Raw genomic sequence first — 26,922 nt, forward strand, 5'->3', positions numbered from 1 at the left:
GATATTCCTGCGCGATCGCGAGCGTCGCCTCCACTGAGAGGCCATCGGCGGGGGCATCCACCACACGGCTGTCGGGCACTAGCGCCGCCGGCTGCGCAAGCCACGTCGGATACCAGAACGAGCGGATTTCACGCTTCGCCTGATAGCGCGAACCCGCGCCGCCGTCGAAGCCATCGTACGAAGGGGCCTGCAAAAACAGCGTTTTCATCAATGCTCTCCCGCGTTCTGCATTGTTTCTCATAGAAGTCTGGATGATGCTATACCGATCAATCAAGTGCGCGCCCTGTCACCCACGATCCGACATCTCGACAATCGAGGTGCGCGGCTGCGTCACGCGATTGACCACCGCCATGCGCGCGCCGCGCCACACCACATGCGAGCCGAACACCGCGGCCAGCCATTGCAGCGCCAGCAAGGTGTCGCGCAGCGGCACCAGCGGCAGGTCATGCCAGAAGCTGCGTGAATAGCGCGCGCTGCGCACATGCAACAAGATACGCGCGAAACTGCCGGTGATCGTGCTGATCCATAGTATGCCGCTCATCCAGGCGTGCACCGTGCCGCCCTCGCCGTTCTCGATACCGAGCAGCATCAGCGCGCCGATCACGAGCCAGGGCGCGGTGAACGTGACGACCAGCGACGCAAACCCCGGCGGATTCACCGAGCGGATCGTACGCAACCAGCGCAATTCGCGCAGCCACAAAGTGGTGAAGGTGGGCTCGATCACGTCCGTGGCGACCATCACCGGCGACAACACGGTGTTCAGACCCAGCGTGCGCGCGTGTTCGGCGAGCCAGTAATCATCCGCGAGGCAGTCCTTGAGCGTCTCGAAGCCGCCGATGCCCGCCAGCGTCTCGCGCCGCAACGCCAGCGTCGCGCCAAACCCGAAGCGGCGCGAGCCGCCCGCATGCGCCACGCGTACCGACGGCGCAAACCATTCGTTGATGAACATGGCGCCAAGGCGCGGCCAGAAGCCGCCCACGCTCTGCGCACGGTACAGGCAGGTCACCACGCCGGTGTCCGGATCGGCGAGCGGCGCGATCACCGTGTCGAGATAATCCGGCTCCACGGCGATGTCGCTGTCGGCCAGCACGATGATGTCGTGGCGCGCCCGTTCGGCCATGTTGATCAGGTTGCTGACCTTCAGATTGCTGCCGTGCACGCGCGAATCGATCACCAGTTCGATATCGCATTGCGGATAGGCGGCCTGCAGCCGCCGCACCACGCCGATGGCAGGATCAACCGGCGAAGAGACGCCGAACAGCAGTTGAAAACACGGATGCGCCTGATTGCAAAAGGTCTCGAGATTTTCGTAGAGACGCGGCTCGGTGCCGCAAAGCGGCTTGAGCACGCTGACCGACGCCCACCCCACATTGCGGTTGCGCGAGCGCTTGCCGAAAAACGGCATCGCGAACGCGGCGACGACTGCGTAGGTCGTGGTCGCACAACACATTGCGATCACCAGCCACGTCATAAGACAGCTTGCATGCAACGTCATTGCCCATCACTCCTGCTTGAGGCTGGGCCCGTGAGGGCAACCGCAAGTCAAGTGAAAACATATTAAACAGAACGCTCGTTCGCACTTTCAGCGCTCCTGCCAATTACGCCCGGCCACTCACGGCTTTACTGCCGCTCTGCCGAAAACAATGCACGGGATATATCCGTAACGCCCCGTAATAATGATTTGACTATATGACAGACGATCGAAAGCCAATAGACAGTCTCATGCTCGATAAAACAGGCGAGTTAATCCGCCGACGCCTGTTTGGGTCGCTTTAACTATTTTCCAAGGACAGCCACCACCACGCCGCTACGCTGACCGCGAAGTCAACCGTGGCGCGCGTTGAATGCTGATTGCAAGATGCTGCATGAACGCAAAAATTGTAGCAGCGCTGGCGCAGACTTGCTTGAAGCCAGCCAACGTTCATCACTTATTGTCTGCCCTAGAAGTTTTTACCGTACCATGCGCGTGCTTTGTCGAAGTCATAATAGATTCTTCAATTTGATGTTAATCAATTCGATTCAGATAAATTAGTCTAATGAATGTGTGAGTGGGAACACTTAATGGCAAGCGCGATGGGGACGCCAGGCAAAACAGGGAAGCCCGATGGCCCGCCAATGCCACCGCAACACCCTGCTGTAGACGTGGGCTTGTGAACCGCGTCAGCGGGAATCCGGGCGCTTTGGCACAATCCGCTTTTGCTCTGGCTGCTGTCGGCCCGACGCAGGCGAACCCTCGCCTTGCGCAACCCACACGGCGCAGGCTTTGGACGAACTTGCCATGATTCCTTTCTCGGTCCTCGACCTTTCTCCCATCAACGTCGGCGCCACGGCGGCACAGGCTTTCAAGAACACGCTCGATCTCGCGCAGCACGCGGAGAAGTGGGGCTATCAACGCTACTGGCTGGCTGAGCATCACAACATGACCGGCATTGCCAGTGCGGCGACCTCGGTGGTGATCGGCCACGTGGCGGGCGGCACGCAAACCATTCGCGTCGGCTCAGGCGGCGTGATGCTGCCGAATCACGCCCCGCTCGTGATTGCCGAACAGTTCGGCACGCTGGCGTCGCTCTACCCCGGCCGCATTGATCTGGGTCTGGGCCGCGCACCTGGCACCGATCAGACCACCGCTCGCGCACTGCGTCGCGATCTGCAAGGCAGCGCGGATTCCTTCCCGGACGATGTGGTCGAGTTGCAGCGCTATTTCGCCGAGCCCGTGGCCGGTCAACGGGTTCGTGCGGTGCCTGGTGCGGGTCTGCAAGTGCCGATCTGGCTGCTCGGTTCGTCGCTCTTCAGCGCGCAACTGGCGGCGGCGCTCGGCTTGCCGTTTGCGTTCGCCTCGCACTTTGCCCCGGACCATATGCTGACCGCGCTACGGCTTTATCGCGCGCAGTTCCGTCCTTCGGCGGCGCTCGACAAGCCGTATGCGATGGTGGGCGTAAATCTGTTCGCCGCGGATACAAACGAAGAAGCGCGGCTGCTGTTCACGTCGCTGCAGCAGCAGTTCATCAACTTGCGGCGCGGCACGCCCGGTCAACTGCAACCGCCGGTGGAACGGCTCGAGGCCGCCGAGATGGAGTTAACCAATGTCGCGCATTCGCTCGCCTGTTCCGTGATCGGCGATCCGGACACGGTGCGCGAGGGCCTGCTTTCGGTGATTGAGCAAACCGGCGCCGACGAGCTGATGCTAACCGCGCAGATCTTCGATCACAGCGCGCGGCTGCGGTCGTTTGAGATTGCTGCGCAGGTGCGTGAGGGGATGGTGGGCGGGGTGTGAGGGGGTGGGCTGGAAGGCCTCGACTACCCGCAGCGAAATGCATCTTCGTATGTCCACTTTGCATATTTCGGGACAGATTCGATGGTACGCTGACGCCTCGGGTTTGAACGCAAGAACCTCCGTTTTACGCTGCATATACAGGCGTCAAATCGACTGGCCTTGCAAACATCGGGGACTACAGCGGGTGCATTGTGAGAAGACAGGGACAAACAGTGGCTGAACCGGAAACCGGAGATTCGGGCCTTTCTTCCGTTGAGTACGTGCGACGCGTCACGGCCTTTCTGGGGAACGTGAGCGGATGGTGCCGGGCGCACGGCCTCACCGTGGAACGCGACACCGTCATGCTCAGCGAAGAGCTGATGGCCCAGTATGTCGCCCCCAGCCTCTACATATCAAAGGACGACGTGCCAGTCGCCAGAATCCTGCCAATTGGATCAAGAATCATTGGCGCACAAGGCCGAGTGGACCTGATCGGCGGCGTAGCAAGACATTCGCTCCTGTTCCGTGTTGGAAGGAGTCCTGCGCTTTCAACACAAACTGGCGTCGGCGGAAAATTCAAAGCCTCGTTGTCGACACCCTTGCTTTCGCAAGTCGGAGAAGAGGGTTGGTACTGGATAGAGGCTACGGTGCGTCGTGCAAAGCTCGTAGACGAGCGTCTGTTTCTCGATCTACTCACGGACGTCTCCGACCATGAATTTGAATAACCCGCTGGATCCCGTCTACAAGGCATTTGGTGTAGCGAAGGATTGCTTCAAGGTGGCCACGCGTATGATTCAGATCCAGCACGAAGAGCTGATCTTGCGCACCCGGTTCATTGGCGCGGCGCCGGAGGAAACAAAAGCCGCCCTGGAAGATGCCGCAAAACAGGCGGCCGATCTCGCGATCCTTGCGCTCTTCGCCACATTCGAGCGGTTCGTCATCGAGCATCTGCAAACGGCGAACCGTCTGCTTGCCGCTGGTTATCCGCGCCAGTATGCCCAGAAGCTGGCGGAAAAGTTTGAGAGTGAAGTCGAATACTGGCGGTTCGGCGAGATCCTCAACCTTTTCAAAGGCGAGGTTGACTCCGATCTCATCGGCCAAGTGAAGCAAATCAAGCAATATCGCGATTGGATCGCCCATCAAAATCCAGGCAGGCCAACCCCGATGCAGATCACACCCGAAACGGCTTTCGATGTCTTAACCCGGATGATCCAGCAGATTCGACGCACCCATACACTTGCTCAGGAAGAGGTCGCGCTCGACGCCTTCGCATCAGCGTGAGCGTGGAGAGCGGCGCAGCGCACGCAGGCGCGCTGCAGAAACGTATCCAGATGCTCACGGGTTCCCCTCCACCGCCCCCAACCCCTCCAGCAACGCCCGATGAAACGCCTGCGGATCCTGCATCTGCGGCGCGTGCCCATCGTCCGGCAATTCCACCAGCGTCGCATGCGGAATCACCTTCGCGGCCGCGCGGCCTAACTCGGGATAATGCCCAAGCGTCGCCTGTACCTCGGGTGGTGCGGCGTCCTTGCCGATCGCCGTCGTGTCCTTCTGGCCGATCAACAGCAACGTAGGCATCTGCAATGCGCCCAGTTCGTAGACCACGGGCTGCGTGTAAATCATGTCGTACAGCAAGGCCGAATTCCACGCGACGATGTCCCTCCCCGGTCCACGATACATGCCCGCCAGCATCTGCACCCACGGTTCATAATCCGCGCGCCAATGACCGGCGTAGTAGGTGGATTGTTCGTAACGGCGGATGCTGTCCGCGGTCGTCTTCAGCTCGCGCGCATACCATTGATCCACGGAGAGTGACGGCACGCCCTTCGCCTTCCAGTCCTCCAGACCAATCGGATTGACGAGCACCAGTTGCTCGGTTGCCTGCGGATACATCAGCGCGTAACGGATCGCCAGCATGCCGCCGGTCGAATGCCCGATGATGGTGGCCCGGCTCACACCCAACGATTCGAGCAACGCATGTGTATTACGCGCGAGCTGCTGGAAACTAAATTGATAGCGCTCCGGCTTGCTCGACTCGCAAAAGCCGATCTGGTCCGGCGCGATCACACGATAGCCCGCGTCGCTCAGGCGCTGCATGGTGGGCCACCACGTGGCCGCGCAAAAGTTCTTGCCGTGCAGCAGCACCGCCGTGCGGCCATTCGCGTGCGCGGGTCGGATGTCCATGTACGCCATGTGCAAGGGCACGCCCTGCGAGGTGAAATCGAATTCCCCGACCGGCGCCGGATAGTCGAAGCCCTGAAGCTCGGGGCCATAGGCCGGACCCTCGTTGGCGGAGGCCGCGCTTGCATTGGTGGCCTCTGCTTCGCTCGCGGCAGAGGCGGCGCTTGCTGCGCTTGCGAACATCGACGCGGACAGCGCGACGGCCGAACACGTAGTAACGGCGAGCAGCCTGCAACGACGGAAAGTCATAAGCGATGATGCCTCGATCAGGATGGGTTCGCACTACGCGCGCACTGAACGGGTAGCGTGCGCCGATTCGCTAAACGCGAGCCGTGCGCTACGCACCGCCGCGCTTCGAAGGCGCTTTTTACAGTTCTACTGACTTCTATCAACCAGTCGCAAATTCTACGTTGTCAGACGAAAGCGCGCCTCGGCACGCCACGCTGCGCTGGGCCATCGCGCCCATACACCGCTTTGACGCGATGTGGCACATAATTTGCGCACCACCAGGCGCAGCGCAATCAGCGACCGAGGAACCGGCAATGCGCCGTGCCGCACCGACGCTCTCCCGGTACCCTGCGATCTTATGCAGGACGCCAAAAAGACCCGCGAGGACGCCAGCAAGGGCACTGCGAAGTAGATCAACCGGTTTGCGCATCCACACAATCCAGACTATTCGGCGGCGGTAAAACGGTGCTAGAAATAGGAAACAATCGTTACAGGCAGCGCGACAGCAACGAGTATCTGGAACAGAATCCATAAAAAAGACCAGCAGCAGCGTTCGGGGTTCACTACCAATAATCGTGTTGCATAAGAGCGGCATCGGCGCCAAAGCGCTGACCGTTCTACCAAGGAGACAAGACATGGAAACTCCGGCAAGCCTCAACGATCTGCAACGCGCCACTCTCGCCATTGTTCTTGCGGGCGGCCGCGGCACCCGGCTCGGTGCACTCACCAACAAGCGCGTCAAACCGGCCGTGCACTTTGGCGGCAAGTACCGCATCATCGACTTCGCCCTCTCCAACTGTCTGAATTCGGGCATCCGCCGCATCGCCGTGGTCACGCAGTACAAGGCGCATTCGCTGATCCGCCACGTGCAGCGCGGCTGGGGTTTCCTGCGCGGCGAGTTCAACGAGTTCATCGACCTGTGGCCGGCGCAGCAGCGCGTCGAGGGCGCGCACTGGTATCGCGGCACGGCCGATGCCGTGTTCCAGAACCTCGACATCATCCGCTCCATCCGTCCCAAGTACGTGGTCGTGCTGGCAGGCGATCACATCTACAAGATGGACTACACGCGCATGATCCGCGACCACGTGGAAAGCGGCGCGGACTGCACGGTGGGCTGTATCGAGGTGCCGCGCATGGACGCGGTGGCGTTCGGCGTGATGCACGTGAACGAGCAGCGTCAGGTGACCGGCTTCGTCGAGAAACCCGCTGATCCGCCTGCCATGCCGGGCCGGCCGGATATCGCGCTAGCCAGCATGGGCATCTACGTGTTCAACGCCGACTACCTGTACTCGCTGCTGGAAGAAAACATCGCCAGCACCGACACGGATCACGACTTCGGCAAGGACATCCTGCCGCGTGTGGTCACGCAGGGCTCGGCGATCGCGCATCCGTTCAGCATGTCGTGCGTATCGTCGGACCCGAACGTGGAACCGTACTGGCGCGACGTCGGCACCATCGACGCCTATTGGGCCGCCAATCTCGACCTCGCCTCCACCATTCCGACGCTCGACCTGTACGACCCCGACTGGCCCATCTGGACGCAGCAGCAGCAATTGCCGCCGGCCAAGTTCGTGCGCGACATGAACGGCCTGCAGGGTTCGGCCACCAACCTGATCGTGTGCGGCGGCTGCGTAATCTCCGGTTCGCAGATTTCGCGCTCGGTGGTGTCGTCGAACGTGGTGGTGAATTCATTCTGTAACATCAATGAGGCAGTCTTGTTGCCGCAAGTGACGGTCGGCGCCAGTTGCCGTCTGCGGCGCGTGGTGATCGACCGCGGTTGTACGATTCCGGATGGCACGGTGATCGGCGAAGACCCGGTGGCCGATGCGGAGCGTTTCTACCGCACCGACAGCGGCATCGTGCTGGTGACGCCGGAAGCGCTCAGAGGGCAAAAGACGCCGCCGCCGAACTAGTGTCGGCGGGTTGCGCCGAGCGCCGCTCGATCTTCATCCACTTTCACGCGGAAATCTGCCCATGACGATTCGCGCCTTGCACGTCGCAAGCGAGCTGTATCCCCTCCTGAAAACAGGCGGTCTTGCCGATGTGGCGGGCGCCCTGCCCCCGGCGCTGAGCGAGCGTGGCGCGGATGTGCGGGTCCTGTTGCCGGGTTTCCCGGCGGTGCTGGCCGGACTCACCGATCTGCGCCCCGTCGCGCAACTGGGGCGCCGCTTCGACGCGCCCAATGTCACGCTCGAACAAGGCACGCTGGCGGCGAATGGGCTGGTGGTCTACGTGATCCGCGCGGATACGCTGTATGACCGGCCGGGCAATCCGTATCTCGACTCGCAGCACGTGCCGTATGGCGACAACGCCCAGCGCTTCGCGCTGCTGGGCTGGGTCGCGGCGCAGCTTGCGCAGCACCTCGATCCGGCGTGGGCGCCGCAGATCGTTCATGCGCACGACTGGCACGCGGGGCTTGCCCCGGCCTATCTGCGCGCCGCCGAACGAGAACATGGCCGGGTCTTCGCGCGCAGCGTGTTCACGGTGCACAACCTCGCCTATCAGGGCATCTTCCCCGCGCATCTGTTCGGCCAGCTCGGACTGCCGGCGGATTTCTTCCACATTCAGGGCATCGAGTTTTATGGCCAGTTGTCGTTCCTGAAGGCGGGCCTCTTTTACAGCGACCGCATCACCACGGTGAGCCCCACCTACGCGCGCGAAATCCAGACGCTCGCCCAGGGCGGCGGCCTCGACGGGCTGTTGCGCTTCCGTACTCACGATCTGTCGGGCATTCTCAACGGCGTCGACTATACGGTCTGGAATCCTGCCACCGACGCCTTGCTCCCCGAGCATTACACGGCCACCCGGCCAGTCGGCAAGCATGCCTGCAAGGCGGCGCTGCAAAAGCGCTTCGGCCTGGCGGAGAAAAGCGACGCGCTGCTGTTCGGGGTGGTGAGCCGGCTGACCGAACAAAAGGGCCTCGACCTGCTGCTGGCGTCGCTGCCGGAGATCATCAAGCGCGGCGGTCAACTGGTGGTGTTCGGCACCGGCGACCCCGCGCTGGAAACGGGCCTGCAACGTGTCGCACATAGTCATCCAGAGTCTGTGGCGGTCGAACTGGGCTTCGACGAGAGCCTGGCGCACGCCATCATCGCGGGTAGCGACGTGGTGGCGGTGCCATCGCGCTTCGAGCCGTGCGGTCTGACGCAGTTGTACGCGCTCGCGTATGGCTCACTGCCGCTGGTGCATCGGGTGGGCGGCCTCGCTGACACGGTGGTCGACGCGTCACTGGAAAACCTCGCGGACAATCTCGCCACTGGCTTCGTCTTCGAGCGCTTCGAGCCCGAGGCCCTCTCTGCGGCGATCCGGCGGGCGTTCGCCCTGTACGGACGACGCACCGAATGGAAAGCGACGCAAAAGCGCGCCATGCAGCAGGACTTCGGCTGGGGCGCGTCGGCTGACCGTTATCTGGCCTTGTATCGCGACTTGACCTGAGCCGCGGGCCGCCCCCGCTCCGCTCATCGAATCGCCTATCGAGCCAACGCGATTAGCCGGCTCGTTCCGCCAGATATAACCGGCGACTGATGGTTTGGCGCAACAACACGGGGACGGATCACGTCCTTTTGCGCCAAATCTCATGTATTGTCTATTGCACATGCACATTGCGGGCGCCGCGGCATGCCCCGAACGGGCATCGCGCAGCCGTTCCGTCCTGGTTCCGGCTCGGGCACGGCGCACACGCAGTCGCACGACACCCACTTTCCATTCTCAGCGCGCTCCTCCACAGAGCGTGCCGGTGTAGACATCATGAAAAACGTATTGAGTATCCAGTCGCACGTCGTATTCGGGCACGCCGGCAACAGCGCCGCGGTGTTCCCGATGCGCCGTCTCGGCGTCAATGTCTGGCCGCTCAACACGGTGCAATTCTCCAATCACACGCAGTACGGTCACTGGACCGGCAGCGCGATCGACGCGGAGCAGGTGCAGGATCTGGTGGACGGCATCGGCGCGATCGGCGTGCTGCCGCGCTGCGACGCGGTGCTCTCGGGCTATCTCGGCACGCCCGAGCAGGCGCAAGCGGTGATCGAAGTGGTCAAGTCGGTGAAAGCGGCGAATCCGCGCGCCTGGTATTTCTGCGACCCGGTGATGGGCACCTCCGCCGGCTGCAAGGTCGAACCGGGTATTCAGGAGTTTCTGGTGCGCACCATGCCGGAGGTGGCCGATGCGATGGCGCCGAATCACGGCGAACTGCAACGCCTCGTGGGTCGCGAGATCGAGACGCTCGAAGAGGCCGTGGACGCCTGTCACGAGATTCTCGCGCGCGGACCGAAGCTCGTGCTGGTCAAGCATCTGCTGGACCGCAACAGTCCGGCTGACCGCTTCAACATGCTGGTGGTGACGCCTCACGAGGCCTGGATGGGACAGCGCCCGCTCTACCCGTTTGCGCGTCAACCGGTGGGGGTGGGCGATCTGACGAGCGCGGTGTTCGTCGCGCGTACGCTGCTGGGCGATTCCGTGCGGGCAGCCTTCGAGCATACGCTCGCCGCCGTCAACGCCGTCGTCAAGGCGACGTGGCAGGCGGGGCGTTATGAACTGGAACTGGTTGCCGCGCAAAATGAAATCGCCCAGCCGCACGAATGGTTCGATGCCTGGGCGGCGGCGACGGTCTAAGCCTTGGCCATTCAGGCGAAGCAAGCTGAATGCAGCGGTGCGAGCCAGGGTGGTCTCGCACGAGAGGCCCGAACTCGCGGCCTGAGCGGGTCGCCTGAGCGGGTCGCCTGAGCGGGTCGCCTGAGCGGGTCGCCTGAGCGGGTCGCCTGAGCGGGTCGCCCGAAACGAACAGCGAATGGCAGGCGGTCTAAAACAGCAGCCCGCCTCAACCCCCTCTCTCAGATCGCCTTGGCGATCTTGACGTCTTTCACGTCCTTAACGTGCCCGGCGATCTCCGCCATCACTTGTGCACGGGTCAAACCAGCAGCCTGCGCGATCGACGGCGCTACCGTCACTGCACCGGCAATGGTCAGCGCCACTGCGCCAACCACGAACCAAACGCCCTTCATGACACTTTCTCCTGATTAGTCTGATCAATGAATGGATCAGCGCAAAGCCCACGATTTTAACGGTATTAGGGTTTTCTCGCATCCGGCACCGCGGGCATAGACTCTGCGGGAGGCCGTGCGTTGAGACATCCGGCTGACGCATGACTGTCAGCCGCTCGTCCTATAATGCGTGCCGCGCGGTGCACGCCCCTTTCTTCAAGCACCCGCTCAAGGCAAACGAGGTTCAGATGGACGGTCATATCCGCAGCGAGCGGGAAGAGTATTTCGAGGAGCTGTGCATCAGCGTCGATGCCGACGAAGCGCACGAGCAGGAAGCGATCGAATACTTCGAAAATCAGTTCAACGAGGCCGACTTCGATCCCGCGCAGTGGCTCGATATCGCGCTCTACTATTCGCCGGCCGTAGCGCGCGGCATCATCGATCTGGTCACGCAGGAAGACAAGTCGCGCAGCAATATCGCCGAGGTGATCGCGGACAATCTGGACATCTCGTATGGTGCGGACGAATGCGCACAGTTTGCCGAGACGATCCAGTTCGCGCTGGCCAATGGCGTGCCGGTCGATCTCGACCTGGTGCTCGACGGCTGCCAGCGCGCCATCGACGATCTCGAGACCTGGGCCGACGAGGAAACCCTCGAACCGCTGCAGCGTCTGCGCGAAGAAGTGCTGCGCCTGCAAGGCGAGGAATAAGCGTTCGGCGCGCCGTCGTGCGCGCCGCCATCCCTCCTCTTTTCCGCGTCCCCTTCCGCCCTTCTGCCTCCGCTGGCCACCCTCCGTGTGCCGGCGTCAGCGCAGCGCCCGTGTGCCAACTTCCGCACGCACGACCCGCGTGAGACACAGCCCCGGCGCGCCCCGCCCGGTCCCTGTGCTGAAATCCGCATCCAAAGCGCCGCGAACTGCCAAGACGCCCGCAAATTGGCTTTCTATATTCGCGCCAGATTGAGCGGTGAATGCCTGAGCGGTGCAGGCCGCGACGGGCAGTGTCAACGCAACGGGCTGCGGGCTGCCAGCCGCGCTTCTGCGGCGCGCCAGTCCCCGTGTTTTCCAGCATTGTTTCCGGGCTACGATCGTCCGTACCCTGAGGCAGTTCGGACCCCTTTGAAGGAAGCCACGCGCGCGTCTCACCTTTCGATCCAGCGTCACCGTCGTACCTGGCCATCAAGCAACCTCCGGGGAAATCTGGCCAGTCGCAACCCTAGTCGGCCGCACAGCTTTTCATAACCTGAACCTGTCGATGCAAGGAGAGACCATGAGTCTTCGCAACACGCTGAAACCCCTCACGATGCTGTTGGGCGCCATCCTCACGGTTGCGCCGCTGTCCAGCTACGCGGACGATCTGCCGGTGAAAATCGGTTTCGCGGCACCGCTGACGGGCGTCAACGCCGGCTACGGCAAGGATCTGGAAGACGGCGTGCTGCTCGCCATCGAGGAAGCCAACGCGCAGAAGATCAAGATCGGCAATCAGGTCGCCAACTTCCAGCTGGTTTCGGAAGACGATCAGGCCGACCCGCGCATCGGCGTGCAGGCCGCGCAAAAACTGGTGGATGCACAGGTCTCCGTGGTGGTGGGCCACTTCAATTCGGGCACCACGATCCCCGCCTCGCAGGTCTATGAGCAGGCCGGCATTCCGGTGATCGACCCAGCCGCCACCAATCCGATCATCACCGGACGCGGCTTTGCCAACACCTTCATGGTGATCTCCACCGACGCGCAAAACGCCGGCAACGCAGGCGCCTACGCGGTGGACGTGACCAAGGCCAAGCGCATCGCCATCTTCGACGACCGCACTGCGTTCGGTCAGGGCGAAGCGGTCGAGTTCGAGAAGGCGGTGAAAGCGCACGGCGGCAATATCGTCGCGCACGAGTACACCGACAACCAGGCCGTCGACTTCAGCACGCAGCTCACCGCGATCAAGGCCACCAACGCCGATCTGATCTTCTTCGCGGGTCTCGACACGCAAGCGGCGGGCGTCGCCAAGCGCATGAAGCAACTCGGCCTCACCGCGCAACTGGTGGGGGGCGGCGGCGTGATGGATCCGGAGTTCATCAAGCTCGCCGGTGATGCCGCCGAAGGCGCGATGGCCTGGGAATATGGCCGCCCGCTCGCGCAACTGCCGGGCGGCGGAGCCTTCTCGGCGAAGTTCAAGAAGCGTTTTGGCGTGGACATCCTCTCGTACGCGCCGTTTGGCTATGACGCCGCGTGGGCCGCGATCAAGGCGATGGAACAGGCCAAGTCGACTTCGCCGGCGGTGTATCGTCCGGTGCTCAAGACCATCAGCTTCGACGGCGTGACCGGTCCGATTGCCTTCGACGCCAATGGCTCGCTGAAGAACGCTGGCTCGACGCTGTATCAGGTAAAGAGCGGCACGTGGGTGCCGATCGTGACGAAGGGCGGCGGCAACTGATGTTGCCCGGGCAGGCCGTTCTGGCCTGCCGTCCCCACGTCTTTCACGTAGCCGCGCCGCTGCTGCGGCCCGGCTGCGCAAAACGATAGACGCGCGGCGTCGCCTTCACCACCACCTGTGACAGCGCATCGCGCTCGATCCTGTCGAGCGACGCACGCATCTCATCGAACGCTTCCGGCGAGCAGACCTGGTGCCCGAACTGCGCCCGCAGGCGGCGCGTGATCTGCAACACCCGCGACTGCGGATCGAACACATAGTGCGACGCGTAATCGAAGTAGCCGTCCTGCACGATCGTGTCAGAGGGCAGATCGGTGATACGCACCGTGTCCGGCAACGTAATCTCAGCGGTCTCATCGAAGTCGCCGCCAATACAAACCCACGGTTGCGTGCGTTGCGGCTCGGCAAGCCATGACTGCACCTGGCTCGCAATGCCACCCGAAAGACTGCTGAGCGCGGGCAGCGCAGTCGTGCCGTCCGTCCAGGTGAAGTGGGCGAGCGCGCCCTGAATCGTGGTGGTGAATGGACCTCCGGTGGTCGCGACGTCGCTGGTGCGCAGTCGCGCGGTGCCATGCAGACCGGTTTGCAACAGCCGGCTCGCGGCTACCTGCTGCGCCCGCTGATGCGTGGCGCGGCGAAACATGTTGCGCTCGGGTTCAGCGGTGGCGCCACCGTCTTCCACACGATACGCGTACGAAGCCGCCCCGCTCTCGTCCACGTCGATCTGCAGACGTACCGAGCGCGAGCGCGCTTGCACGGCAGGCGTGCGCGACATCGTGCCATCATCGACCAGCAACACGGGACGGTCCATCACCACGGCCGGCAAAAAGCCAAACTCGGTGCCACCCGCCGTCGTGTCAGCAAACTGCTTCAGCTCGGGTATCCAGACGATGGCATGGTTGATCGCGCTCGCGCCATACCCCGGCACATCCGGCAACACGTAGTACGGGCCGAGGTTGAGCAGCACCGCCTCGCTCTTGATGCCCACCGCCTTGAGCAGCGCCGTATAGAGCGCGACATGATCCTTGCAGTCGCCGTAGCGGTTGCGCAGGATATCGCTCGCCTTGTGCGGTATCGCGGCGGTCTCGCCGAGAAAGAGCGCGACGTAGCGAATGTTGAGCCGCACCCAGTCGTACAGGAGGCGGGCTTTCTCGCGTGGGTCGCTGGTGCCGGCCGTCAGCGACTGGGCGAGCTGCACGATGGCCGGATCGCTCATGGTGGCGTCCGCGGCCGGTCCCCTGTAACGCGCGGCGAACGCGGCGTAGTCCGGCACGGTGCTCACCATCAGCCGGTCGCCCCAGCTTTCATAACCCACCGCACCGGATTCGATGCGCGCATAGGGTCCATGACGATAGTCGAACTCATAGCGCGTGCGGCCGTTTTCCGTGACCGGCGGCACCTCGACGTAGCCGCGCGCATCCGCATACAGCGGAACGTCGGCGGGCAGATCGAAGATCAGACGCTGCATCTCCACCGGATCGAGCGAGGGTTCCACGAGGTACGCGAACGTACCGGCCTGCAAGGGCTTGCTGCGCGTCTTGCTGAACGCCAGATGCACGCGCGAGCCCGCTTCGACGCCGGGAAAAATCACCGTGCGCAATACGCCGTCCTCGAAAGTCGGTGCACCTGCCGAACGCGGTTCCTGCACATCGCGAATGCCGTCCGGGCCGACCTTGTGCACGGTCCCGTCTGGATCGATGGTTTCGGCGGCGAGCAGCTGCACCTGCTCGATGTCCTTGTTGAACCAGACATAGCGTTGGGCGATATCGTCGACGCCGCTCTCGCTGTTGGCGCGCAAGACGGTGTCGTCGTGTTCCTCCACCGAGCCATCCTTCTGGATAACGAAGTAATGCACGTCGCGCTCCATGCTGAACGGCGCGGTGTCGTCGGTTGCGGAAGCGTCGTCGGCCCATGCGGGCGCGCTGAAACATGCGCCGGTGAGACAGATAGCAGCGATCCACGTTTGCAGCGCGCTTCGGCATGCGTGCAGCGACTCGCGCTGCAACCGGCGTCGCAGCACGCGGCACCACGGTCGACGCCACAGGCGGCCGCTCATCCCCGGCATGCGTCGCCCCATGCACGCGGCGTCAAGCCAAGCGCGTATGGCAGGTCAGCGGCAATGTTTCCCAAGATCGCACCTCTTCCAGTCGGTTTGATGGTTGTAGCACATCGCGGTTCTTCGCACCGGGCCTCGTCGGGACTCATCGCGGTTCATCGCAGTTCATCACCCTCATCGTGCGCAAGCTGGGTGAAAAAGAACAGCGAGCAGAACGTCATCAGCCCGATCACCACGAAGGCCGGAGAGAAATCGTGCGAGGTCAGATGGGCCGCGCTGCCGCCATGCAGCCGCGCGGTCAATGTCACGAGCGAAGCGGCGAACGCCACCCCAAGACTGATCGACAACTGCTGCGCCATGCTCGACAGCGCCGTGGCGCGGCTCATCAGCGGTTTGGGCACGTCAGAGTAACCGAGCGTATTGAGCGACACCATACACAGGGAATTGAACAGGCCGCCGAACAGCAGCACGACGAAAATCAGCAGATGCGGTGTGCCTGGCCGAAACAGCCCATAGCAGATATAGAAGCAGCCGGTGATGAGCGTGGCGCCGATCAGCAGCTTGCGAAAGCCGATGCGGCGAATGGCCCGTTGCATGATGCCGCGCACGCTGAGCGAGCCCACCGCCGTCGCCACGCTGAGCGAGCCCGATTGCAGCGGCGAAAGCCCGAACCCGAGTTGCAGCATCAACGGCATCAGGAATGGCGAGGCGCCGATCGCGATGCGCATGGGCATGCCGCCCACCACCGAGGTCCGATAGGTCTTGTAGCGCAGCAAACCTGGATCGATGATGGCGTCCGCGTGGCGGCGGCTGTAAAGCCAGTAGCTCAGCAACGACAGCAAGCCGCCGCCCGCGAGCGCGATGGTGACGGCTTGCGGCACCAGACCGCGCCCGGCCGTGTCGAGACCGCCGACCATCCCCACGAGCCCCGCGGACAGCAAAACGAAACCGGCCAGATCGAAGCGTTGATGCAGCGGCTCATGGGTATCGTCGATGAAGCTCATGGCAGCGAGCACGCCGAGCACGCCGAACGGGATGTTCAGCAGGAAGATCCAGCGCCACGAAGCGATCGTCACCACCAGACCGCCCAGCAACGGCCCCGCCACTCGCCCTACGGCGCCAGGCAGCGTGAACCAGACCATCGCCGCGACCATCCGCGCGGGTGGCACGCTGCGCAGCAGGATCAACCGTCCGACCGGCACCATCATCGCGCCGCCCATGCCTTGCAACACGCGAAACACCACCAGTTGCGGCATGCTTTGCGCGAGCCCGCACAACGCGGACCCTAGCGAAAACAACGCAATCGCCGTGCAGAACACCCGCCGCGCACCGTAGCGGTCCGCGAGCCAGCCGCTCGCCGGCAGAAACACCGCGAGACTCAGCAGATAGGAGGTAATGGCCAGGTTCAGGTGCAGGGTCTGGACATCGAGCGAGCGGGCGATGGATGGCAACGCCGTCGCCATGATCGACGTGTCGAGGTTTTGCAGGAACAGCGGACAGGCGACGATGATTGGAATGAGTCGGGAGCGGTCGGTCATAGGCGGTGTTTTACCGCAAGACGCCGCGTGCGCACAACCCGACTCCGGCGCAACGCAGGATTGTCAAAAGCGTGAGGAGTGGAGAGGCCTCGGCGACGCCCTACTCGCCTTCGCCGAGGCGCACGAGCAACGCCTGCAGCTTTTCCACATGCCGCATCAGCAGATGACGATGCTTCTCGATCTGTTCGAGCCGGCCCGCAAGATCGGCGTGCAGGGTGTCCTCGAGTTCGGCGGCGGCCATCACGTCTTCCACCTTGGCCCGCACCACGTTCAGTTCCACGGGTGGATGCGCCAGATAGCGTTCGAGGCGCCGCACGTCCTGCACCGCCAGATCACGCACCTTGCGAAAGTGCGCCTGACGGCGATGCGCTTCGGCGTCGAAGCTCTCGTCTTCGACGCGCCGCGGGTTGCCCGGCTGGCCGAAGATCGGCTCGGGCGGCCGCAGGACCGACTTCTTGCGCGCGGGGTGCGCCGTGCCGCGAAAGCGCGCGAGCGGCGTCTCGTTGTCGATCGCTTCGCGGGCATTGGCGGGAATGTCGTGCTCCTCGTGCACCGTGTCCATCCATCCTGCCGGCAGACCCGTGACGGCTTCGACGCCACGCACGAACTCCATGTTGAATTCGCGCTGACCGGCCAGCATCAGTTTCAGGTAGCTGGCGGAGAACGTCATCATGCGTGCGAGACGCGTCGCTGCGCCCACCTCGCGCGTCAGTACCGTCAGGTTGGCCCGCCAGACCGGCAGCAGGGGTTCATCGGAATCGTCCATTGCGGGTTCTTCCATCTTGTCTCGCACGGTGAGTGTGACGTCTTGTGTAGCGCTTGATCTGATTTGATGTAGCCCTTCAGGTGACACTGCGCGCATCGTCTCGCTGAGAGCGTAGTCGCATAGCACGACCGCGCGCAACCGGGATGGTCCCGCAGTTGCACGCCCTTCCTGTTGACCGGTCCCTGTCAGGGACGTTCCGAAACGAGCGCCGAAACCAGCCGCTGCTTTACGCGGTTTCGTTAGACAAGACGCGCCACTGCGGACGTTTTTACCGAGGGGCAAACGGGTGTTTGGCAAGGCTGACAACAAATACTTCGCGAGACGCAAATCTGGCGGTAGTGGCTCCGGATAGCGGTTCCGTCCACTCAGTGTGTCACGCGCCACCAGACACAACCGGACATCTCCCAAGACGATTTCGCCGTCGCACCCAACCCGTCGCGGCACGCAACGTGCTGATCAGCATTCGCTGCTCACTAACAAAAAGGAACCACGATGAAAAAAGCCATTTTTGCCGTTGCCGCCGCGCTGGTCACGATGAGCGCGTTTTCCAGCGCCGCCTACGCCGACGATCATGACCATCATCCCGTGTGCCATCGCGTGCACGTGCATGGTCACTGGGAACGGCACTGCCATTAAGATCGACGGCAGCACGGGTGAGTTTGCTGCTGCCGGATTCGCGTGTTTTTCGTAGGGCAGGTGTCTGTCGCGGATGTCGGATCATGCGCACGCCAGAGCGGGCGTAGGGCCACCACTCCACGTCGAGTCACCAAAACAAAGCGGCCCTTGGTGTGCTTGCACGCCAAGGGCCGTCTTTCATGAAGGCTTTACACGCGCCTTCGTTACATCGCGACGCAAACGCGCCGCGCAAGTTCGCGGCACAGGAAGCGCTTCGCAGAGCGACATCTAGGCCGACTCTACACGCTCCAATGCAGTCTTTACCAATGCCTCCAGCAACGGCTCGACCTGGGCCGCACGCGTTTCGTCATACGCATACGGCATCTGCTCTTCCATGTACGTGATCTGCGTGAGTTCGAGCTGAACCGCGTGGATGCCCTGCGCGGGTTGCCCATACTGCCGCGTGATATAGCCGCCCTTGAAGCGCCCATTCGCAATCGACGTATACGGGCCGCCATGCCGCTCCACCACCGTGGCAAGCGCCTCGGCCAACCCCGCGACCGCGCTCGCGCCGTTGGCCGTGCCGAAGTTGAAGTCCGGCAGTCGGCCTTCGAAAAAACGCGGGACGTGTGAGCGGATCGAATGCGCCTCCCACAACAGCACCTTGCCGTGCTGCGCCTTGAGTTTCGCGAGATGCGCGGCCAGTGCGTCGTGATACGGCTTCCAGTATGCCTCGCGACGACGCGCGATTTCGGCTTCGTCGGGCAGATGACCGTCGCGGTACAGCGGCTCCTTGTCGAACGTATCGACAGGCAGCAGACCGGTGGTGTCCTGCCCCGGATAGAGATTGGCGCCATCGGGCGGACGGTTCAGGTCGATCACATAGCGCGCATGAGTCGGCATGAGAACCGACGCGCCTTGACGCTGCGCGAAGGCGTACAAACGGTCGAGGTGCCAGTCGCAATCTTCGGTGCGCTGCGCGGCGGGTGTCATGGTCGCGGCGATATCCTCGGGGATGCGCGTGCCCACGTGCGGAATCGAAATCAGCAGCGGCAGGCTTCCCTCGTGCAGCGAGAACACCGGCAAAGTATTTGAAGCAGTCATGTCAGTCCGGAGTCGATGAATCGGGATGGATTTACGCTCGATGAAGTCCGTATGGCTAACCCAAGAGGCGTCAATGCCTCGTCTGGGTCATTGCGCCCTGGCCATGGCTATTTCAGCAACTCGGCAAGCGCCACACGGTACTGCGCGTAAGCGTCGGCTTCATCGCGATGCCTGCGGTTCTCGACGACTTTCTCGCCGCCGGCATAGACATCGCGAATCGGCGTCTCGCCATGCTCACAGAATACAACGCCCGAGAGCCACGCGTCCGCCACGTGCTCAGCAATGCTCGCGTGATCGGGGTCCAGCACCAGCCAGTCGGCGCGCTGCCCCACCTGCAAACCATTGACGGCACGGCCCGTCGCCCGAGCGCCGCCGTCGAGCGCCGCCGCGAACAACCGGTCCGCGACGTGCGTGGAAGTTGCCGACGCCAGCACATTGCGTTGCCGGCGCGACAGACGCTGGCCATATTCGAGCAAACGCAATTCGGACCGCCAGTCCACGCCGATATGGCTATCCGATCCGATGCCGAAACGCCCCTGCGCGTCGAGGTATTCCTGCGCCGGGAAGATGCCATCACCGAGATTGGCTTCGGTGGTCAGACACAGCCCGGCAACTGCGCCGCTTTTGGCGAGCGCAAGGGTCTCGTTGGCATCCACATGGGTTGCGTGCACGAGACACCAGCGCGCGTCGACGGCGAAGCGATCCAGCAGCCATTGCACCGGGCGCGCGCCTTCGGTTTCGAGGCAGGCGTCCACTTCAGCGGTTTGCTCGGCGATATGGATGTGCACCGGCGCGCCCGGCAAGCTTGCATCGAGACCCTCGAGCAACGCGCGCAATGAGTCGCCCGACACCGCGCGCAACGAATGCGGCGCCACGCCATAGCGCAGCGCGGCGTTCTCGGGCCGTGCGGCGCGCAGTTTGCCGAGCAGGTCGAGCAGGCTGTCCGGCGTATTGATGAAACGCTGCTGATCCTCACGCGGCGCACGTGCGCCAAAGCCGCTGTACTGATACAGCACCGGCAGCATCGTCATGCCGATGCCACTGCGCTGTGCGGCATCCACGACACGCTCCGCCAGTTCCGGCGTGTGTGCGTAACGACTGCCATCCGGCGTGTGATGCACGTAATGAAACTCACACACGGACGTATAGCCCGCTTTCAGCATTTCGATGTAGAGCCATTGCGCGATCGCGCCGAGCCCCTGCGGCGACATCTTTGCCGCAAAGCGATACATCAGGTCGCGCCAGCTCCAGAAGTTGTCGGTGGCGTTGGCGCGGTATTCGGTGAGACCGGCCATCGCGCGCTGGAACGCATGCGAATGCAGATTCGGCATGCCGGGCAAGACCGGACCGGCGGCCCGCGCCACATTCGCTGCGGGCGTCGCGCTATCGGCCGTCACCTGCGTCAGCGTGCCGGTGGCGTCCCATTCGAGCAGCACGTTGCGGCGCCATCCATCGGCAAGATAAGCGTGCTCGGCAAACAGCGAGTGATGCGACGTTCGGGTGGAGTCAGTCATCTGCGAACCTTCGAAACTTGGGGGAATCAGGCGACGGTGTGCTCGCGCCGCGTATAAACCGTTTCGCCGCCGCGCACGACGCGCGCACACAGCGGACGCCCGATCCAGTACGCCAGTTCGGCGAGCGTATCGACGGACCAGACGGCGAAATCGGCAGCACGTCCCACCGCCAGCGTGCCGTGACGATCCGCGCGACCGAGTGCCTGCGCCGCATGCCGGGTCACGCCTTGCAGCACTTCAGGCACTGTCATGCGGAACAACGTCGTCGCCATGTTCATCATCAACAGCAGCGAGGTGGCAGGCGACGTGCCCGGATTGCTGTCCGTGGAAATCGCAATCGGCACGGCGTAGCGGCGCAGCAGTTCGAGCGGCGGCAATTGCGTTTCACGGATGAAGTAGTAGGCGCCCGGCAACAGCACGGCAACGGTGCCGGCTTCTTTCATCGCTGCCACGCCCGCTTCGTCGAGAAACTCCAGATGATCCGCGGACAACGCGCGATGACGCGCGGCCAGCGCCGCCCCGCCGCTATTGGAGAGTTGCTCGGCGTGCATCTTCACCGGCAACCCGTGACGTTCGGCGGCGGCAAAGACCTGCTCGCTTTGCGCGAGAGAAAAACCGATGCGTTCGCAGAACACGTCCACCGCATCGACGAGCCCTTCTTCGGCCAGCACAGGCAACATGCGCTCGCAGACTTCGGTGATGTAGTCGTCGGCGCGGCCGGCAAATTCCGGCGGCAACGCATGCGCGCCGAGAAACGTGGTGTACACGGACACCGGATAGCGCTCGCCGAGCCGCCGCGCGACGCGCAGCATTTTGCGTTCGCTGGCGAGGTCGAGACCGTAGCCGGATTTGATTTCGATGGCGGTCACGCCTTCAGCGAGCAGCGGTTCGAGCCGTGCTGCGGATTGGCGAAACAGCGTGTCTTCGTCGGCGGCGCGGGTGGCGCGCACCGTCGAGACAATGCCGCCGCCCTGGCGGGCAATTTCTTCGTAGCTGACGCCAGCGAGTCGCTGCGCGAATTCGTCGGCGCGCTGGCCGCCGTACACGAGGTGCGTATGACAGTCGACGAGGCCCGGCGTGACCCACGCGCCGCCCAGGTCTTCGCGCGGCCACGCGGCGTACTCCGCAGGTAATTCACTGGCTGCGCCGAGCCAGGCGATCTGGCCGTCGCGCACCGCAAGCGCGGCGTCGCTCAAGGTTTGTTCAGGATTGCCCGTGGGGCAAAGCTTCAGGTGATGCCAGACGGTTGGTTTCATCGCTTACTCGTGTGCCGATTTTCCGCTGGGTGGTGTTGGGTTGGTTTGGTTGGTTCGGTTGGTGCGTGCCTGCTGCGTGCGTCACAGGTAATCAATACGGATCGCGAGCAACGCACCCTCGCCCGTAACCGAGCACGCCGACGCGTCTGGTGTGTCGATACGCAAGGTATCGTCACTCGTAAGCGTGACCGGCGCGCCGTCGCCCAGCGTGACCTGCACCGAACCCGCCGCGCAAAACAGCAACACCACATCCGCTGACAGACCATGATGATGCGCGCCGCCATCCACACGCCAGACCTCCAGCGCGCCGCGTGCCGCGCCACGCCGGATCATCAGATTGAAGTCACGCGTCGCGCCATCGACGAGGCGCGCATCGATGGCCGCCTCGCCAGCGAAACGCGCCACATCGAGCGTTTGCGTCAGCGCATGCACCTGCGCTTCGCCGCCCGCCTCCTGCGCCTCATCGAGCAGCATCCCGGCGCCCGCCAGCAGCACCAGCGTGCGGTCGACGCCCGCAAAGCGCGAGAACGGTCCCGCCTGCGCAACGTCTGCAATGCTCACGCGCCATACGAACGTATCGAAGGCGGCGCCCGGCGGCATCGCGCCAATCTCGCGCGTCACGCCGCCGCCGTTTTTCCAGGGCGCCGCGATCAGATCGGCGCCACGGATCAGCGAGAAGACAGGCGAAACCTTCGTCACGATCAACGGCCCAGCATCGGCAGGTTGAGGCCCACTTCCCGCGCGGTTTCCTGCGCGAGTTCGTAGCCGGCATCCGCGTGACGCATCACGCCCGTGGCCGGATCGTTGAACAGCACGCGGCCCAGACGCTTGCCGGCTTCGTCCGTGCCGTCGGCGACGATCACCACGCCCGAGTGCTGGCTGAAGCCCATGCCCACGCCACCGCCGTGATGCAGCGACACCCACGTCGCGCCGCCTGCCGTGTTCAGCAATGCGTTGAGCAGCGGCCAGTCGCTGACGGCATCCGAGCCGTCCTTCATGGATTCGGTCTCGCGGTTCGGACTCGCCACCGAGCCCGTATCCAGGTGATCGCGGCCAATCACGATGGGCGCCTTCAGTTCGCCGTTCTTCACCATTTCGTTGAACGCCTGACCGAGACGATAACGATCCTTCACGCCCACCCAGCAGATGCGCGCCGGCAGACCCTGGAACGCGATGCGTTCGCGCGCCATGTCGAGCCAGTTGTGCAGGTGCGGATCGTCGGGGATCAGCTCCTTGACCTTCGCGTCGGTCTTGTAGATATCTTCCGGGTCGCCCGAGAGCGCGACCCAGCGGAACGGCCCCTTGCCTTCGCAGAACAGCGGACGGATATAGGCCGGCACGAAGCCCGGGAAATCGAAGGCGTTTTCGACGCCCATTTCCAGCGCCATCTGACGGATGTTGTTGCCGTAATCGAGCGTGGCCGCGCCGCGTTCCTGCAGCGTCAGCATGGCCTGCACCTGCTTCGCCATCGACTGCTTGGCGGGCGTGACGATGCTGTCCGGTGCAGTCTTCATGCGCTCGCGCCAGTCTTCCACGGTCCAGCCTTGCGGCAGGTAGCCGTGAATCGGATCGTGCGCGCTGGTCTGATCGGTCACGCAATCCGGCGTGATGCCACGCGCGACGCATTCGGCGAACACGTCCGCGGCGTTGCCGAGCAGGCCCACCGAGACCGGCTTGCCGGTCTGCTTCGCTTCTTCCACGATGGCGAGCGCTTCGTCGAGTGTCTTCGCCTTGCGGTCCACGTAACGCGTCTTCAGACGAAAGTCGATACGCGTCTCGTCGCATTCCACGGCGATCATCGAGAAGCCGGCCATCGTCGCGGCGAGCGGCTGCGCGCCGCCCATGCCGCCGAGGCCACCCGTCAGGATCCAGCGGCCCTTCGGATCGCCGTTGAAATGCTGGTTCGCCACCGAGAAGAACGTTTCGTAGGTGCCCTGCACGATCCCCTGACTGCCGATATAGATCCAGCTACCCGCCGTCATCTGGCCGTACATCATCAGGCCCTTGCGATCGAGTTCGTGGAAATGCTCCCACGTCGCCCAATGCGGCACGAGGTTCGAATTGGCCAGCAGCACGCGCGGTGCGTCAGCGTGCGTCTTGAACACGCCAACCGGCTTGCCCGACTGGATCAGCAGCGTCTCGTCGTCGTTCAGGTCCTTCAGCGACGCAAGAATCTGATCGAAGCAATCCCAGTTACGCGCGGCGCGGCCAATGCCGCCGTACACCACGAGCGCATGCGGATGCTCGGCGACTTCCGGGTCCAGATTGTTCTGGATCATCCGGTACGCGGCTTCCGTGAGCCAGCTTTTACAGGACTTTTCAGCGCCACGCGGGGCGTGAATCGTGCGGGTCGGATCAAGACGCGGGTCGATGTGCTTCGGGTTGTTCATGGTGGGCCTCAGAGGCTGAAAAGTACTCGGTAGCAGGCAAAAAATCGAAGTTGAAAGCCGCGACGCGCCTGACAGCAGCAGCACGGCGAAAGCAAAACAGTGCGATCAAAAATGTCCGGTGAAGCGATAACGGCTGCCCGGGTGCCATAGATTGGCCACGGATGCGACCAGACTCTGCGACCACGTGCGCCGATGCAGCACGAGGCATGGTTCGAGTTCATCCATGCTCAGCAGTTGCCGCGTGTCGGCGTCCGCAGCAGATGCCTCGATGCGGTACTCGACGCGCTGCAACGGCGCAACGCGTACGAGGTACTGGTTCGGCGTGGTGTTGGTGAAATCCTGCAGGCCATACTCCGGCGCGACCGCCGGATTGACCCAGCGCTCTTCGAGCTGCACCGGCTCGTCGTTCTCGAAATGCAGCACGCGCGAGTGGAAGATCGGGCTGCCCGCGTTCACCTGCATTTCATCGGCGAGCGCCTCGTCCGCGATCGTGGCGCCGATGTGCAGCACCTTGGCCTGATAACGATGACCGCGTGCGACGATCTCATCCGAAATGCTGCGGATCGCCACCAGCGTCGACTCGTATTTCGGCCGTGCGACGAAGGTGCCCGATCCCTGCACACGCGTTAGCACCTGCTCCGAGGTCAACTCGCGCAGCGCACGGTTGACTGTCATGCGCGCCACGTTGAACTCGCGCGCCAGTTCGTTTTCCGAAGGAACCTGATCGCCCTCACCCCATTCGCCCGCGTGGATGCGACCGAGGATGAAGTCCTTGATTCCCTGATAAGCCGGTGCGTTCATGCTGGATGGGCCGCGATGACAGGTGAGCGTTATTGTTCCGATGCGAACGCGAACGGGCTGTGCTGCGCGATCGTGCCGTTCTGCACCAGCCGCGTGACGGCTGCGATGTCGGGCGCGAAATAGTGATCCAGTTCGTAATGCGCGACTTCGTTGCGCACCGTATGCATCACGTGCAGCAGGCTCGGGCTGGTTTGATGCGGCGCGCGCAGATCTACACCCTGAGCGGCAGCGAGCAGTTCGATGGACAGAATGTTGGCGGTGTTCTCAGCGATATCACCGAGCTTGCGCGCGGCGAAGGTGGCCATCGACACGTGATCTTCCTGGTTCGCCGAGGTGGGCAGCGAATCGACCGAAGCCGGATGCGCGAGCGTCTTGTTTTCCGACGCGAGCGCGGCAGCCGTGACGTGCGCGATCATGAAACCGGAGTTCACCCCGCCATCGCGCACGAGGAACGGCGGCAGACCCGACAGCGTGGAATCGATCAGCAGTGCGATGCGACGTTCGGCGAGCGCGCCGATTTCCGCCGCGGCGAGCGCCAGATTGTCCGCTGCGAAGGCCACCGGCTCAGCGTGGAAATTGCCGCCGGAGAGGACTTCGCCCGTGTCCGGGAAGATCAACGGATTGTCGGACACGCAGTTGGCTTCGATCAACAGCACGTCGGCGGCGTGACGCATCTGGTCGAGACAGGCGCCCATCACCTGCGGCTGGCAGCGCAGGCTGTACGGGTCCTGCACCTTGCCGCAATCGCGATGCGACAGATTGATACCCGAGCCCTGCAACAGCGAACGATAAGCCGAAGCCGCGTCGATCTGCCCTTGATGGCCGCGCAGCTCGTGAATGCGCGCGTCGAACGGCGCCACCGACCCCGCTGCCGCATCCACCGACAGCGCGCCCGCCACCAGCGCGGTGCGATACAGGTCTTCGATCGCGAACATGTTGTAGAGCGCGAGCGCGGTCGAAGCCTGGGTGCCGTTCAGCAGCGCGAGCCCTTCCTTGGCTTGCAGCGTGAGCGGCTTGAGGCCAACGAGGCGCAGACCTTCCGTGGCGGGCATCCGCTCGCCCTTGGCAAAGACTTCGCCCACGCCCAGCAGCGTCGCCGACATATGCGCGAGCGGCGCGAGATCGCCCGATGCGCCAACCGAACCCTTCACCGGAATCACCGGCAGGACGTCCGCGTTGAACAGCGTGATCAGCGCATCCATGACCTCACGGCGAATGCCCGAATGGCCGCGGCCGAGGCTCGACAGCTTCAGCGCCATCAACAGACGCACCACCGGACGCGACATCGGCTCGCCCACGCCCACTGCATGCGAGAGCACCAGATTGCGTTGCAGCAGTTCGAGCTGGTCATGCGGGATGTGCGTGCTGGCGAGACGCCCGAAGCCCGTGTTGATGCCATACGCGGGCTCGCCCTTCGCGGCGATATCGGCAACGGCCTTCGCGCAGGCGTCGATGGCCGCATGGCTGGCGGGATCGAGCTGCAGCGTGACCTGTTCGCGGGCGATCTGGCGCAGTTGCGGGAGAGTGAGTTGGCCGGGCTTGAGCATCATCATGGAGGTGAGTCCTGTCTATACAATTTGAGAGAAGTCTAGCGGCGCCAGCTTGTATATACAACTTATTTTTAATGGTTCGACCTCAGGGGTTTCCCTCAGGGCCCCATCAAGTCGGTTTGACATGACCGGCAAGACTGGCATGGTTTTCGCAGGGTCACGCACAGTCGGAGCGGTAGGCTCGCGCCGCGACTGGGCGCATGTGCGGACACGCTGGCGTCGTCGCTATTCCATCACTTGTATATACACGTTGACCACGCGAAGTGGCAA

The 26,922-nt window shown here is 63.3% G+C and carries 22 protein-coding genes and 1 pseudogene; 9 read left to right on the forward strand and 14 right to left on the reverse strand.

Translation table 11 applies throughout. The features are described 5' to 3' along the window. Both D0B32_RS32905 and hpnI read right to left on the reverse strand, forming a co-directional pair. Positions 1-208 (reverse strand): annotated as a pseudogene (locus D0B32_RS32905) (hopanoid biosynthesis associated radical SAM protein HpnJ); the annotation flags it as partial. Between the two features lie 78 nt (positions 209-286). Beyond that, on the reverse strand, positions 287-1,495 hold the full coding sequence (gene hpnI / locus D0B32_RS11155) for a bacteriohopanetetrol glucosamine biosynthesis glycosyltransferase HpnI (RefSeq protein WP_259294956.1): 1,209 nt from the start codon (positions 1,493-1,495) through the stop codon (positions 287-289). Between the two features lie 783 nt (positions 1,496-2,278). On the opposite strand from hpnI, the gene D0B32_RS11160 reads away from it, so the two are divergent. The 3 genes from D0B32_RS11160 (at position 2,279) to D0B32_RS11170 (ending at position 4,534) form a co-directional block, all read left to right on the forward strand. Then, positions 2,279-3,274 (forward strand): LLM class flavin-dependent oxidoreductase, encoded by a 996-nt coding sequence (locus tag D0B32_RS11160; protein WP_117334178.1) that lies wholly within the window; start codon positions 2,279-2,281, stop codon positions 3,272-3,274. A gap of 212 nt (positions 3,275-3,486) precedes the next feature. Further along, positions 3,487-3,978 carry a hypothetical protein gene (locus tag D0B32_RS11165; protein WP_147329515.1) on the forward strand — a complete coding sequence of 164 codons (492 nt, stop codon included), beginning with the start codon at positions 3,487-3,489 and terminating at the stop codon, positions 3,976-3,978. After that, positions 3,965-4,534 (forward strand): hypothetical protein, encoded by a 570-nt coding sequence (locus tag D0B32_RS11170; protein ID WP_117333997.1) that lies wholly within the window; start codon positions 3,965-3,967, stop codon positions 4,532-4,534. Before D0B32_RS11165 ends, D0B32_RS11170 begins: the two co-directional genes overlap by 14 nt. 54 nt (positions 4,535-4,588) lie before the next feature. Here D0B32_RS11170 and D0B32_RS11175 read toward each other — a convergent pair whose 3' ends face one another. Beyond that, positions 4,589-5,683, reverse strand: a complete 1,095-nt coding sequence (locus D0B32_RS11175; RefSeq protein ID WP_117333998.1) for an alpha/beta fold hydrolase — start codon at positions 5,681-5,683, stop codon at positions 4,589-4,591. A 614-nt stretch (positions 5,684-6,297) separates the two neighbouring features. On the opposite strand from D0B32_RS11175, the gene glgC reads away from it, so the two are divergent. From glgC to pdxY, 3 genes are all read left to right on the forward strand, one after another. Next, on the forward strand, positions 6,298-7,575 hold the full coding sequence (glgC, locus tag D0B32_RS11180) for a glucose-1-phosphate adenylyltransferase (protein WP_117333999.1): 1,278 nt from the start codon (positions 6,298-6,300) through the stop codon (positions 7,573-7,575). Positions 7,576-7,636: 61 nt separating this feature from the next. Further along, on the forward strand, positions 7,637-9,097 hold the full coding sequence (glgA, locus tag D0B32_RS11185) for a glycogen synthase GlgA (RefSeq protein WP_117334000.1): 1,461 nt from the start codon (positions 7,637-7,639) through the stop codon (positions 9,095-9,097). A gap of 312 nt (positions 9,098-9,409) precedes the next feature. After that, positions 9,410-10,273, forward strand: coding sequence for a pyridoxal kinase PdxY (gene pdxY / locus D0B32_RS11190; RefSeq protein ID WP_117334179.1), 864 nt, complete (start codon positions 9,410-9,412; stop codon positions 10,271-10,273). Between the two features lie 218 nt (positions 10,274-10,491). Here the strand turns inward: pdxY and D0B32_RS32510 are convergent, their stop codons facing one another. Then, a complete protein-coding gene (locus tag D0B32_RS32510) occupies positions 10,492-10,662 on the reverse strand; it encodes a hypothetical protein (RefSeq protein ID WP_181969780.1) in 171 nt (56 codons plus the stop codon). Between the two features lie 227 nt (positions 10,663-10,889). Between D0B32_RS32510 and D0B32_RS11195 the strand changes: the two genes are divergently transcribed. Further along, the gene (locus tag D0B32_RS11195; protein WP_117334001.1) at positions 10,890-11,351 is read left to right on the forward strand and encodes a hypothetical protein; all 462 of its coding nucleotides are present in this window, start codon (positions 10,890-10,892) and stop codon (positions 11,349-11,351) included. 559 nt (positions 11,352-11,910) lie between these two features. After that, on the forward strand, positions 11,911-13,065 hold the full coding sequence (locus tag D0B32_RS11200; RefSeq protein ID WP_117334002.1) for a branched-chain amino acid ABC transporter substrate-binding protein: 1,155 nt from the start codon (positions 11,911-11,913) through the stop codon (positions 13,063-13,065). A gap of 43 nt (positions 13,066-13,108) precedes the next feature. Here the strand turns inward: D0B32_RS11200 and D0B32_RS11205 are convergent, their stop codons facing one another. The 3 genes from D0B32_RS11205 to D0B32_RS11215 form a co-directional block, all read right to left on the reverse strand. Next, positions 13,109-15,118, reverse strand: coding sequence for a DUF3857 and transglutaminase domain-containing protein (locus D0B32_RS11205; protein WP_117334003.1), 2,010 nt, complete (start codon positions 15,116-15,118; stop codon positions 13,109-13,111). Positions 15,119-15,273: 155 nt separating this feature from the next. Next, positions 15,274-16,656: a DHA2 family efflux MFS transporter permease subunit gene (locus tag D0B32_RS11210; protein ID WP_117334004.1), complete on the reverse strand. Its 1,383-nt coding sequence runs from the start codon at positions 16,654-16,656 to the stop codon at positions 15,274-15,276. A gap of 100 nt (positions 16,657-16,756) precedes the next feature. Further along, entirely contained in the window at positions 16,757-17,422 is a 666-nt protein-coding gene (locus D0B32_RS11215; protein WP_117334005.1) for a hypothetical protein, read from the reverse strand. 492 nt (positions 17,423-17,914) lie between these two features. On the opposite strand from D0B32_RS11215, the gene D0B32_RS32515 reads away from it, so the two are divergent. After that, a complete protein-coding gene (locus D0B32_RS32515) occupies positions 17,915-18,058 on the forward strand; it encodes a hypothetical protein (protein WP_181969781.1) in 144 nt (47 codons plus the stop codon). Between the two features lie 267 nt (positions 18,059-18,325). Here D0B32_RS32515 and hutG read toward each other — a convergent pair whose 3' ends face one another. The 7 genes from hutG to hutH form a co-directional block, all read right to left on the reverse strand. Further along, entirely contained in the window at positions 18,326-19,141 is an 816-nt protein-coding gene (gene hutG / locus D0B32_RS11220; RefSeq protein WP_117334006.1) for an N-formylglutamate deformylase, read from the reverse strand. 107 nt (positions 19,142-19,248) lie between these two features. Beyond that, on the reverse strand, positions 19,249-20,655 hold the full coding sequence (locus D0B32_RS11225; protein ID WP_117334007.1) for a formimidoylglutamate deiminase: 1,407 nt from the start codon (positions 20,653-20,655) through the stop codon (positions 19,249-19,251). A 26-nt stretch (positions 20,656-20,681) separates the two neighbouring features. Beyond that, the gene (hutI, locus tag D0B32_RS11230; protein WP_117334008.1) at positions 20,682-21,911 is read right to left on the reverse strand and encodes an imidazolonepropionase; all 1,230 of its coding nucleotides are present in this window, start codon (positions 21,909-21,911) and stop codon (positions 20,682-20,684) included. An 81-nt stretch (positions 21,912-21,992) separates the two neighbouring features. After that, the gene (locus D0B32_RS11235) at positions 21,993-22,610 is read right to left on the reverse strand and encodes a HutD family protein (protein WP_181969782.1); all 618 of its coding nucleotides are present in this window, start codon (positions 22,608-22,610) and stop codon (positions 21,993-21,995) included. A gap of 2 nt (positions 22,611-22,612) precedes the next feature. Further along, positions 22,613-24,301, reverse strand: coding sequence for a urocanate hydratase (hutU, locus tag D0B32_RS11240; protein ID WP_117334010.1), 1,689 nt, complete (start codon positions 24,299-24,301; stop codon positions 22,613-22,615). 105 nt (positions 24,302-24,406) lie between these two features. Beyond that, entirely contained in the window at positions 24,407-25,102 is a 696-nt protein-coding gene (gene hutC, locus D0B32_RS11245; protein ID WP_117334011.1) for a histidine utilization repressor, read from the reverse strand. Between the two features lie 29 nt (positions 25,103-25,131). Then, positions 25,132-26,655 carry a histidine ammonia-lyase gene (hutH, locus tag D0B32_RS11250; RefSeq protein WP_181969783.1) on the reverse strand — a complete coding sequence of 508 codons (1,524 nt, stop codon included), beginning with the start codon at positions 26,653-26,655 and terminating at the stop codon, positions 25,132-25,134. Positions 26,656-26,922 lie beyond the last annotated feature (267 nt).

It is taken from the genome of Paraburkholderia sp. DHOC27, from assembly GCF_003429005.1.
Lineage (GTDB): Bacteria > Pseudomonadota > Gammaproteobacteria > Burkholderiales > Burkholderiaceae > Paraburkholderia.